13 protein-coding genes are annotated in these 11,416 nt (G+C 35.0%); 3 read left to right on the top strand and 10 right to left on the bottom strand.

Annotated elements, in window-relative coordinates; translation table 11 throughout:
* Positions 1-15: 15 nt before the first annotated feature.
* The 7 genes from V7122_RS21840 to V7122_RS21870 form a co-directional block, all read right to left on the bottom strand.
* Positions 16-3,114, bottom strand: a complete 3,099-nt coding sequence (locus V7122_RS21840) for an EAL domain-containing protein (protein WP_335529085.1) — start codon at positions 3,112-3,114, stop codon at positions 16-18.
* A gap of 310 nt (positions 3,115-3,424) precedes the next feature.
* Positions 3,425-3,754: a chaperone CsaA gene (csaA, locus tag V7122_RS21845; RefSeq protein ID WP_335529088.1), complete on the bottom strand. Its 330-nt coding sequence runs from the start codon at positions 3,752-3,754 to the stop codon at positions 3,425-3,427.
* A gap of 205 nt (positions 3,755-3,959) precedes the next feature.
* Positions 3,960-4,196, bottom strand: coding sequence for a hypothetical protein (locus V7122_RS21850; protein ID WP_335529090.1), 237 nt, complete (start codon positions 4,194-4,196; stop codon positions 3,960-3,962).
* 62 nt (positions 4,197-4,258) lie between these two features.
* Complete coding sequence (locus V7122_RS21855; protein ID WP_335529093.1) at positions 4,259-4,486, bottom strand: hypothetical protein; 228 nt, start codon at positions 4,484-4,486, stop codon at positions 4,259-4,261.
* Positions 4,487-4,528: 42 nt separating this feature from the next.
* A complete protein-coding gene (locus V7122_RS21860) occupies positions 4,529-5,641 on the bottom strand; it encodes a GerAB/ArcD/ProY family transporter (protein ID WP_335529094.1) in 1,113 nt (370 codons plus the stop codon).
* A 22-nt stretch (positions 5,642-5,663) separates the two neighbouring features.
* Positions 5,664-6,881 (bottom strand): Ger(x)C family spore germination protein, encoded by a 1,218-nt coding sequence (locus tag V7122_RS21865; protein ID WP_335529097.1) that lies wholly within the window; start codon positions 6,879-6,881, stop codon positions 5,664-5,666.
* A 1-nt stretch (position 6,882) separates the two neighbouring features.
* The gene (locus V7122_RS21870; protein WP_335529100.1) at positions 6,883-8,508 is read right to left on the bottom strand and encodes a spore germination protein; all 1,626 of its coding nucleotides are present in this window, start codon (positions 8,506-8,508) and stop codon (positions 6,883-6,885) included.
* Between the two features lie 400 nt (positions 8,509-8,908).
* Between V7122_RS21870 and V7122_RS25835 the strand changes: the two genes are divergently transcribed.
* On the top strand, positions 8,909-9,043 hold the full coding sequence (locus tag V7122_RS25835; RefSeq protein ID WP_438824802.1) for a LysR substrate-binding domain-containing protein: 135 nt from the start codon (positions 8,909-8,911) through the stop codon (positions 9,041-9,043).
* Complete coding sequence (locus V7122_RS21875) at positions 9,021-9,353, top strand: hypothetical protein (protein ID WP_335529104.1); 333 nt, start codon at positions 9,021-9,023, stop codon at positions 9,351-9,353. Before V7122_RS25835 ends, V7122_RS21875 begins: the two co-directional genes overlap by 23 nt.
* A 160-nt stretch (positions 9,354-9,513) precedes the next feature.
* Here V7122_RS21875 and V7122_RS21880 read toward each other — a convergent pair whose 3' ends face one another.
* Positions 9,514-9,933 (bottom strand): carboxymuconolactone decarboxylase family protein, encoded by a 420-nt coding sequence (locus tag V7122_RS21880; RefSeq protein WP_335529107.1) that lies wholly within the window; start codon positions 9,931-9,933, stop codon positions 9,514-9,516.
* A 121-nt stretch (positions 9,934-10,054) separates the two neighbouring features.
* Here V7122_RS21880 and V7122_RS21885 point away from each other — a divergent pair, with 121 nt between their 5' ends.
* Positions 10,055-10,504, top strand: a complete 450-nt coding sequence (locus tag V7122_RS21885; protein ID WP_335529109.1) for an Lrp/AsnC family transcriptional regulator — start codon at positions 10,055-10,057, stop codon at positions 10,502-10,504.
* Positions 10,505-10,659: 155 nt separating this feature from the next.
* Here the strand turns inward: V7122_RS21885 and V7122_RS21890 are convergent, their stop codons facing one another.
* Together V7122_RS21890 and V7122_RS21895 are read right to left on the bottom strand one after the other, a co-directional pair.
* On the bottom strand, positions 10,660-11,070 hold the full coding sequence (locus V7122_RS21890) for a hypothetical protein (RefSeq protein WP_335529112.1): 411 nt from the start codon (positions 11,068-11,070) through the stop codon (positions 10,660-10,662).
* A gap of 166 nt (positions 11,071-11,236) precedes the next feature.
* On the bottom strand, positions 11,237-11,416 hold a 180-nt coding region (locus tag V7122_RS21895), incomplete at its 5' end, for a tyrosine-type recombinase/integrase (RefSeq protein WP_335529114.1).

The following is an 11,416-nucleotide window of genomic DNA, read 5'->3' on the forward strand; positions in this document are numbered from 1 at the left end:
TCATTAGGTTTCTTCCTATTGACAAGTTTTTATTGGTAACCTAACTTCAACCGTAGTACCTTCATTTTCTTTACTTTTTACTTTTATTGACCCATTATGTTCCCGAACAATTCTAAAACATATCATTAAACCTAAACCAGTACCTTTTTCTTTATTACTATAGAACGGCTCACCTAATTTCTGAACTCGCTCCTCACTTACCCCAATTCCATTATCGATTATTTTTATTAGGACATTTTTTCCTTCTATACTGCCTTGGATTTCTACAAACCCATTTTTAGGAATTGCTTCAATGCTATTATTAATTATATTAATGAAAACTTGTTTTATTTGGTTTGTATCACACATAATCTGAGGAAGATTTTGTTTATACTCTTGGAAAATTTCTACGTTTTTCAAATTTGCTTCTGGTTTTAATAATGTCTCAACTTCTTTAAGTATAGTTTTAATATTAACCTTTTTTAATTGAATTTCTTTTGGTTTGGCAAGATTAATAAATTCTTCGAGAATTTCCTCAACTTGTTTAAACTCTTTGGAAATTACTTCGAAAAATTCTTTCTTCATGATTCCTTCCTCTAAAAGTTGAATGATTCCCTTTATTGAAGTTATAGGGTTTCTAATTTCATGTGCAACACCTGCAGCAAGTTGACCCACAACTGATAATTTCTCTGATTTTGAGAGCTGTTCTTCCATTTCCCTTTTTTCAGTAATGTCTCTCCCCACTAATATAAAATATTCTGGATCGCCATTTTCTCCAAGGACTGGGGTACCTAGTCCTTCAAATAATAACGATTTCCCATCAACGTTCACAAAACGAGCTTCCATCCTTAATGGATTCATAGTATTTAGTACTTTTTCAAATCCCATCATTACGCTTTGCTTGTCATCAGGATGTATTAAATCAAACGATCTTTTACCTATATATGATTTTAATGGGTTACCCATTACTTTTCCAAGGGAAGGTGATGCATACTGTATCGTTCCATTTATATCCAATAACATTATTATGTCCGTCATGTTTTCAGAAATCAGCCGATATTTAGCTTCGCTTTCTTGTAAAGCTTTCTCCGCTTTTTTGCGTTTCGTTATATCTATACATGAACCTATGACTTGTACTACTTCTCCCGCTTTTTTAATAGGACGTAAAGTTGCAAGATAATTAATTCCATTTAGCTCTTCCTCATAAGTAACAAATTCCTCTCCTTGCCATGCCATCTTATAATAGGCAGTTTTATCAAGGGCAGTTCTATAAGGAAGAAAACCATCTAATTCTTTTCCTATCACTTGAGAAGGAATCATTCCAAGACGGTATAATAATTCCCCGTCACATTGTGTATGAATAAATCGTTCATTAATTTTCTTATACTTAAATATCATCCCTTGCTGCAAACGAATCGTATCGTGTAACTCTCTTTGGGCAGATTCCAATAATTCTTTCAATAACAATTGTTGGTTTATATCTTTAGGGATTCCATGTTCTTCAACTATTTTTTCGATTTCAAACCGTTTTTCTTGTACTTGGGGTGCTGTTAAGGGCTTACTTAAAAAATATCCTTGTCCTTCATCACATAAATGTTGTTGTAGAAAAACTAGTTGTTCTTTTGTTTCTATTCCTTCTGCCACTACAATCAAATTCAAATTATGAGCCATTGAGATAATGGTTTTAACTATGGTTTCATCATTTGGGTTGTTTCGAAGTTCTTTAACGAAAGACTGGTCGATTTTTAAGGTATCAACAGGAAAATTTTTTAAGTAACTTAATGAACTGAAACCTGTACCAAAATCATCGATACTAACATGGACTCCAATCTTTTTAAGCTGTTGTAACATTAAAATTGTGCGGTCAATATCGACTGTCATACTTTCAGTAATCTCAATTTCTAAAAAGTGTGGTTCTAATCCTGTTTTTTGAAGAATGGATTCAATGGTATCAATAATATTAGTCTGATTAAGTTGAATAGCTGATAAATTGACGGAAACAACAGTTGAAAAACCTTGTTGCTGCCAAGTTTTATTTTGTTTACAGGCAGCATTCAAAACCCATTCTCCAATAGGTAAAATTAATCCTGTCTCTTCAGCAATAGGTATAAATGTTTCTGGCGACACCATTCCCCATTCTGGATGGTCCCAACGAAGTAATGCCTCAACACCCACAATTTTCCCCGTATTTAAATTGATTTTAGGTTGATAGTGAAGTAATAACTGATTATTTTCTATCGCCTTGTGGAGCTCTAACTCTAATTTTAAAGCGTCTACTCTTCCTTCATTCTCAACAAAGGCGTAGAACTTATATTTATTTCTACCCTCTTTTTTCGCCTGATACATTGAATATTCCGAATATTTTATTAATAATTCTTCACTTTGTCCATCCTTAGGAAACTGGCTAACCCCAACACAGATTGAAATTCTTATGTCAAACCCATTTATACAAAATGGACTTGAAAATGATTCAATTATTCGTTCAATCACAGATGAAATTTCATTATCATCAAGGTTTTCCAACGTTAGAAGAAATTCATCTCCAGAGTATCGAGCTATGAAACCAAATTGATTTATTATTTTCTCAATTTGTCTTGAGATTTGTTTTAATACCAAATCACCTACTCCATGACCATATGTATCATTTACATTTTTAAAATTATTAATATCTATAAATAAAACAGCAAATGAACCACCAATAGATTGTGATTGTAACTTGCGTTTTAAGTATTTATTAAAGTAAAAACGGTTCGGTATTTCTGTTATAACATCGTAATTAGCTAGGAAATTAATGTTTTGAAACTCTTTCTTTTTTTCTGTAATATCTCTAAAAAGTACAGACAAGCCTTCCTTAGAAGGAAATGCCCTTATTTCATACCATCTATTATTAAAAAACTCTTCAAATTCTACAGGTACTTGTTCCGACAATGCCCTTTTATATCGTATTACAAATTTATGCAAGTCACTGTGTGGTAATACATCATAAATATATTGCCCAATCGCATTTTCTCGTTTAATTTGTAAAAGTTTTTCTGTAACATTATTTATATATTCAAATTTTAATTCATTATTTAACGAATAAAATGCATCGGATACTCGCTCCAAAATATCCTTAGTATTGGTTATAGCACTCAATGGTGATCTCCTTTCGTTAGAACCTAAAAAAGGAACTAAATAATTCACTAATATATTATACAGTTTTTTTCCATTGCAACGACAAATTTAATATAATACATCGATATTCTTAAAACACCTTGAGCTTTCATCCATCATTAATCCCTTTTTGAATAGTGTACCTAGCATCATGGTATTTTTCGCTCTACAACTAATTGCTTCGTTCGCTCAACAAGAAAAAGCTGCTCAGTTAATGGCAGCTGGATCTTTAACTCTTGCACCCGTTAGTCCAACAAGAACTACTCATAAAATTTCGGTTGTTTTCGAATTTCTACGCTATAGGTGTTCCATTTTTTACAGGTTCATCTGGCTTTAAAAGTACCACATCACCTTCTTCTGGGACACCTCCAATTACCAATACCTCAGAGTAAAAACCTGCAATACGTCTTGGAGGAAAGTTTACTACTGCAACCACTTGACTACCAATAAGTTGTTCGGGTTTATATCTTCGTGTAATTTGAGCCGAGGAATGTTTAATGCCAATTTCCCCAAAATCAATTTCTAATTTTATTGCAGGTTTTCGTGCTTCCGGGAAAAGGTCTGCTTTAATAACAGTACCAACACGGATATCCAACTTCAAAAAGTCCTCAATTGTTGCCATAAATGCGCCTCCGTTTTTTTACTGTTGTTCCAATTATAACAAATCACTTAAATATTAACTAAACTAAATTGCCCCGTATGTTTAATAAGGATTTCAGCAAAAAAAGTGCCTTAATCCTTATCGGATTTAGGCACCTTACGGTTTAAGTAGAATTATTCACAAAATTATTAGAGGAACGCCTAACCCACTTTAGATCTATTTAGGGTTAGAAAATTTCGTGTGTTTCTTTTGGTAAAGCCCCAAGCTCATATAAAATGGCGGCATCACTATTTTCACACCAAACTTCCCTAACCCTTCTATTACTTATTGTAAATATAATAATTCCAGTTTCTTTTATGCGTTGATCTTTGGAAGGTATATAAAACCACCCACCTTTATAAGTCATCCACCCTGTGTAACGAACAACCAATTTATTTTCCTGTTCAATAAAGTCCTCTAACACCCATTATGTTTCTTTACCTTTTATTAAGTAGATTAAGATTACATATTTTTTGGCATTTTTTCCTATTGTTGTTTCTTGCTTCTTTTTATAAGAAATAAACGAATTGAACGAGATGCCCAAATAATGATAAGGAAATAAAAAATAATTATTTCAGTTACCTCCATTACCAAAAAAGGATTTGCGGCATTCTTAAATGAAGTTTTTAAGTCAAATCCTAAAAGGCTGTCCATACCAATAGAAAAGCCTGATAATAATCCTAACATCAAAATAGAAATACCGAGGATTTTCAATCTTTATCACGCTCCACAAGCGAATATTTCCTTTTCAACATTTCAATTACGAATACGTTTGCTTTGCTTTTTTCTGTTCTTAAAAAAAGCAATAATAAGAAGGATACCAGGAATAAGTACTTGAAAAGGGAGATGCACATACAACGGGACAATCTGTAGTCCTTCATAAATATGTTCTGAAAAATTGCTGGCAATAGTTATAGATAAAACTAAGAGGAGCAACCCTAATGGATACGCCAACTGTGCCGAATTTTTGATATTGAACAAATTTGCAGTGCCTGCCAGGGAAGCATAGAAATACAGACTGATTTTAAAAAAACCTCCGATTACCGTGGCAAGCATAAAAGTAATATCCAGCCGTTGCAAAAAACCTGCAAACTCAATGGTTTGTATGGTTGAAAGAAGGGGGAAATGTGAACGTGAAATGAGGTTTACACCTAGTACACTGATATTCATAGCCATGATTAGAGCTATGATCAATCCACTCAGTCCAAGTCCGAGTAACCCGGTTTTCATCGCCTTTGATGCTTGGTTCAAATAGGGCAAAATCATGACAAATACAATGACTTCGCCAAAGGGAAAAAACAAGGTTTGAGTAAATGCCGTTTTTATGACCGGCTTTAATCCTTCTTCGAGCAATGGTTCTAGGTTAGAGATTTCAATAATGCCTGAAATGATAACTAAAACTATGCCACTGATGCCAATCAACATCATGATTATAAATAGCAGTTCTCCTGTTCGCGCAATGACCTCAATTCCTTTACGAATTGTATACACAACCACTAAGACCATCAATACATTTATGACAAACAATGGAGTTTCTGGATAAAAGACAATGATTAGCATTTCTCCAAAATCCCTCAGAACCCTTGCCGCAATATACATAAAGTAAAGCACATAAAAGAAGGCCAAAACTTTCCCTAAAACGCTCCCTAGTATTCTCTGCATATATTCAGTAAGCGGAATATGCGGATAATATGAATAAAGGCTATGATAAATCCAAAATAAACAACAGCCGCCTGCCAACCCAATCAAAACAGCCAGCCAAGCGTCCTGTTTCGCTTCAATGGCAAGAGGAACTAAAATGGCACTGCCAATTACAAATAAGAAAATTAGCACTAATAGCTGGTACGCGCTAATTTTTGCCTTTTCCAATAAATCCCCTCCATTTCAGTGCTTATTCTTTCATATCCGAAAAATATGAATTGGTTCTTAGACCGCTGCGCCGTACAAAAGCTTCAACTTTAACCTGTACGTTTAAGTTTGGAAAGTAATTATTGTTCCAATCACTCTTCAGTTTTTTCCATTTTTTAGGTTTGGAACGATGAACTTCTTCGCCAAATCCAAAAATATCCGTCTTATTTTGTTGTGTACGCTTAACCGTATTCTCTAACAGTGTCTTGATTTTTTTTTCCAGTTCTTTTTCTAATTCCAATATAACTTTCGGATCCTTCAGGTTAATGGATGTCCTTACTTCACGAATATCACCTTCAGCACGGACATTAATCGTAATGGTAGGGATGTCATTTTTTGTGTCTGCCGAAACTTTTGTTTTTTGCCGAACAACATTGTAAACGATGGCGTTTTTCTTTCCATCCCTGTCCAGTTCCACATTAGTTTCTTTAATTTTATCCAGTATCCATATTACCCCTTTGGCCATATCATCTTGATACCAGTCAATCAACTTTCCTTCTTTGAAAATGGCCAACCCATCTGCTTCCAGAGTGGTATCGAGTTCAGATTTCTGGACATTCTCTATTTTTTTCCCCAGTTCAATATCTCCTTTCATACTAAAACCACTGATCACCGGTTCTTTCCCTTCAGAGGTAAGTGCCTTAATAACATCCTGAAGAGTAACTTCCATATTTGCACCCCTGGATTGTTCAGTAAATTCCAAAGTTCCGTTCACTTTTTCAGCTGGAATTTTATCAACGGCTGTCAAAGATTTAAGCAAATCTCCCGCTTTTGTATTATGAGCAATCACAAGCCTTGCTGTCGCCCGGATTTCCGGATCCCGTTCGAAGGCGTCTAAAACATTTTCTATTCCATCTTCTTGTGCCACCTCTTCACTCAATACAATCAAATTTGAATGAGCATGATACAGCTTTCGGGAGATTTTGGATGAAGCGTTAAAATGGGCTTCAAGTACACTGTCTCCTTTTGTAGAGTAAACGGTAACAGCAGGACTTTGCCCGCCTCCGCCACCCTGAAGTCCTCCCGCTACGTTTGATGGATTGATCAGTTGAATGGTCTTGACGTATTGACCCTCTTCATTTTTATCAATAGACATGGCAGATATGATTGCCAGCTCATTTAACTCTTTCTGACTCCAACACCCCGATAGGAATGAGATACTTGCTATTATTAAGTAAAGAGAAATCGATTTACGACTCATTTCAATCTCCTTTTTCATAGTCAGAATTCATCATGGTACGAGGTCCTGGAGGGTGTGGTTTCTGATTTTCCCCTTGCTCAACCTTATTTCGGCCGCTGATCATCTTTGGTCTTTTCTTGTAACCCCAAAGTGGTCTTCGGACAATGGTATCCCCAGCTTCTTCCCTAATGGACGGTGCAAGGGGTGTCATATATGGAACACCGAATGAACGTAAGCTGGATAAGTGAACGACAAGGATGATAAACGCCAGAATCATTCCGTAAAAGCCGAATGTTGCTGCGCTGACCATAAACATAAATCTAACCAATCGCGCAGATATCGCAACCGCATAGGAAGGGGTCGCGAAACTGGCAATCGCAGTCATGGAGACAACAATGACCATGACAGGTGAAACAATGCCAGCCTGAATCGCTGCTTGCCCAATGACAAGCGCCCCTACGATGGAAATCGTAGAACCTATCGCTTTTGGCATTCGGATACCGGCTTCTCTTAAAATTTCAAATGTTATTTCCATGATGAGTGCTTCGACAAACGCAGGAAAAGGAACAGATTCCCGCTGAGCGGCAACAATGACAGCCAGTTTTGTTGGAATCATCTCCTGGTGAAAGGTGGTCGCAGCGATGTAGACTGCAGGCCCAGCAAGGGATATAAAGAAGATGCTGGTACGTAATAAACGAATGGCTGATGAGATGTCAAAACGTTGATAGTAATCCTCGACCGATTGAAAAAAGTCAATAAATAAGGCTGGGACCATCAGCACAAAAGGAGTCCCATTTACGAATATGGCAATCCTTCCTTCAAGAAGATTACCTGCCACTCCATCGGGCCTCTCTGTATGCTGTATAGTTGGGAAAGTGGTATTTGTCTGATCTTCAATCAGCTGTTCTATAAAACCGGATTCCAAGACGCCATCGATTTCAATTCTTTTTAAACGTTTACGTACTTCTTCGATGATTTCATTCCTTGCTATGCCATTTATATACATGATGGAAACATCTGTTTTCGTCATTTTGCCAATTTTCATGGATTCAATCCACAAATCTGGCGTATTGATAATCCGACGTACCATAGCAATATTGATCTCTATTGATTCAGTAAACGCTTCTTTCGACCCGCGAATCGAGACATTGGTAGTCGATTCTTGAATGGAACGTCTCTCCCCACCTTGAGTACTGACACTTAGTGCTACGCTAATTCCCTCGATAAATATGATCGTATTACCTGACATCAAATCTGTGAACAGTTCGTCCCAGTCACTTAATTTTTTTATCCCACCGACAGCAACAACATCTTCGGCAATCATATCGATTACCTCTTGTTGAGCTATCTGTTCTTGGAGTGCGGGATTATTAATCATCGCTTCAATTAAAAAGTCGTTAACAGTTTGACTGTCTACCAACCCTTTAATATACACAATGGCCGTTTTAACCTTAGGATGTGGACCGAGTTTAACCGGCCTGATGACAATATCTGTACTATTTCCTGTTCTTTGTTTAATGACTTCCAGATTCAAGGACAATGAGGTATCGATGTTATTCGACAATTTATCAATAGATTGAATTGGGCTGTTTTCCTGTTGATTAGTACTATTCTTCTTTTGCATTTTCCCTTTTAAAAATGAAAACATGGCACCGATACCTTTCTTTTCTATTTCATCAAATATATGTCCATAAAACTGCCCATTTATACAAGATTTTCTATCAATCAATATAGATGCAGAAATAGAGATGTTGCATTAAAGAATTGTGTAGGATTTAAAAAGAAAAATTGAACAGTTAGGATAAGTAACCCTAAAAATCAAATATTTGTGACATTACCGGCTTGTCTTTCTTAATGAGCTGATTTCCCATATTGATAAGATTAAAAAAACGGAGTCAAATCTACTAAAAATGGATTAGCAGTGCTAGCAGCCATGAAGGAAATTCAAAGAGGATCTGAAAAGTTATCTGAAACTGTTAATCAAATTAAAGGAATTGGAAACAGGAGAAATTCGTATAGGGGCGTCTACAAGCATCGCTACAAACTAGATGCCCAAAATATTAGGCGAATTTAAAAAGCTATACCCGTTTATAGAGGTTCAGATATACGAATGTAATGCATCTGAAATAAACCACTGGTTAGAAGAGGATAAAATAGATTATGGGATTGGCATGTCCAAATAACAAATGGGACTTTGAAGCTCTATTTGAAAATCCAATTGTTAATGCTATGAATTCACAGCATCAATTAGCTGGATTAATTCTAATACAACTAGAAGCAACAGAATCGGCAGAATTTATTCTACCTTATTCAGACTCACATTTTGAAGTACACCAGATATTTAAAAAGGAACAAATAAAACCTAAAATTGCTTATCAAATCTTAGGAGATGAGACACGAATTTTGAGCCGTGCGAGAATCAAAAAAGATATACACCCTCACCAATTAAGACATAGTTACGCAACACATCAACGAACCTGCTTCTTAGTTTAAGTGTAATCCTTCACAATCAAAATTGAATTATATATAATATATGTTTACTTTCCTCAACAATATGGCCATATAATGAAAATAAGCGCTATTCCTTATTACAGAAAAGCGCCCGATTGTTGAATAGCAGAGAAGGTTTCTAGTAGCTCATTTGTTGAATAATCTATTGGATCTTTTTAGGTTCTAATTTCATCATTGCACCAAAATATTGTGAAGCAGTCGTAAAAGAAATAAATGCACATAATTCGCTTATTTCCTCTTCATTAAAATATTCTCTCAAAACATCAAAACTTGATTCATCTATTTCACCCTTTTGTTTTAAAAAGACTTCTGCAAATCCTACTGCAACAAATGTTTTTTCTTCAAACTTAAGTGGATCTGGTTTTCCTTTGGCCTTACAATACTCACATCCGTTACTTTGAGCTAATGTTCTTCTTACTTGTTCCTTTAAATTAGATGTTAGTAATCCATCCTTCTCTAACACATCACCTAACTGGTTCCATCCTTCCATGACAGCCTTATTATGCCCCAGTAGTTTTTGGAATGGTGTTTCCCCATTATGGGATTCAACAATTCTTGCCATATAAGTCCCTCCTTGTTATGTTTAATTATAGAATGTAAAATAACTAAATCGCATTAAATTCAAAACGATTATTAAGTAAATAACGATTGAAATTAACGATTACTTGGAGGAAACTTTAAAAATGAAAATAGATGAAATTGATAAAAAAATTTTAGATGAACTACTTAATAACAGCCGTTTATCAATGAGCGAGCTTGGAAGAAGGGTAAATTTGTCCTCCCCATCAGTAACGGAACGAGTAAGACAGATGGAGTCCTTTGGAATAATAAAGAAAAATACTTTAGTGGTCGATTATGAAAAATTAGGTTTACCGATCCAATGTATAATTGAAGCAACCGTTAAGAATGGTGACTATAAGTCTTTTAAAAGTTATATAGAGAAACTTCCAAACGTAGAATTTTGTTATCGAATAGCAGGGAGTGCTTGTTACATGTTTAAAATGCAGTTCGAAACTTTTGCTAACGCAGAAAAATTCATCGATGAAGTTAGTCCAATCGCACAAACTGTCACCCATTTTATTTTTTCACAGGTTCCAACTAATTTAAAATTTAATAAAGACGAAGAATTTTAGTTAAGTCTTTACTCTTAAATTAGTTGAAAGGCAGCTGAAGTAACTATACCAATTTAAATTCTTGAACAGAATTCTTTTTATTCAACAATCTGGCCCTTTAAATGAAGAAAGACGCTTTTCGTACTTCAGAAACGCGCCCGATTGTAGAATAAGATTTATTTCTCAATTCGTACTAATGTTTTTTCAGGCATCTCAATTAAATCAATATTAAGGTTATCAATCCTCAAAGTTATTTCACCGACTCGTTTGTCCTTTTCCTCACCAATCCAACAACTAAAAAGCTCAAAATAATCACCTTTTTCAAGATAACTATCCATAATCTCACATAATGCAATTAATTTCTTTTTCGATTTGGTACTTGTTCTTTGATCCATATATTTTGAAATCTCTATTCCCCAGTGACTAGATACCTCATAAACAAAGGGTGTAGTAAATTGGTGTTTTTTTACGTCTCGTTTTTTGTAATCGTTTGAAAAACAATCTCCAATATACATTAAATCATTATAATCATCATCATCACTAAGTGGAATTTGTATATTGCAACCAATATAACTAGCTAGACTCATTTTTTCGGACCCCTTTCACTTCCTTAAACAATCTTTTCCAAAAGTTTAAGTGTAAACCTTGGTAATAACAACTTTACTTTAATTCAACAATATGGCCCGATAATAAAAAGACACGTATTTTTATATGCGTGCCTCGATTTCGGCTAAAGTTTAATTTAAATAGCTTTCAAAAATATTTACTATAAAAATCGTGTCTCAATTTTCCACTTAACTGAGCATATATTTTAGTTGTCTCACTCTTCTCATGACCAAGCAAGATCTGAATTACTTCAAGTGGCGCACCGTTATTAATCATATGTGTTGCATAGCTATGGCGTAATTGATGTGGATGAATACTCTTTTTTAT

The organism is Bacillus sp. JJ1532 (genome assembly GCF_036965085.1).
GTDB lineage: Bacteria > Bacillota > Bacilli > Bacillales > Cytobacillaceae > Cytobacillus.

What these genes read in the sequence shown, in the direction of transcription:
- V7122_RS21870 (WP_335529100.1), bottom strand. Translation starts at nt 8,508, where the DNA reads ATGTTTTCATTTTTAAAAGGGAAAATGCAAAAGAAGAATAGTACTAAT.
- V7122_RS21865 (WP_335529097.1), bottom strand. Translation starts at nt 6,881, where the DNA reads ATGAGTCGTAAATCGATTTCTCTTTACTTAATAATAGCAAGTATCTCA.
- V7122_RS21885 (WP_335529109.1), top strand. Translation starts at nt 10,055, where the DNA reads ATGAAAATAGATGAAATTGATAAAAAAATTTTAGATGAACTACTTAAT.
- V7122_RS25835 (WP_438824802.1), top strand. Translation starts at nt 8,909, where the DNA reads ATGCCCAAAATATTAGGCGAATTTAAAAAGCTATACCCGTTTATAGAG.
- V7122_RS21890 (WP_335529112.1), bottom strand. Translation starts at nt 11,070, where the DNA reads ATGAGTCTAGCTAGTTATATTGGTTGCAATATACAAATTCCACTTAGT.
- V7122_RS21880 (WP_335529107.1), bottom strand. Translation starts at nt 9,933, where the DNA reads ATGGCAAGAATTGTTGAATCCCATAATGGGGAAACACCATTCCAAAAA.
- V7122_RS21875 (WP_335529104.1), top strand. Translation starts at nt 9,021, where the DNA reads ATGGGATTGGCATGTCCAAATAACAAATGGGACTTTGAAGCTCTATTT.
- csaA (WP_335529088.1), bottom strand. Translation starts at nt 3,754, where the DNA reads ATGGCAACAATTGAGGACTTTTTGAAGTTGGATATCCGTGTTGGTACT.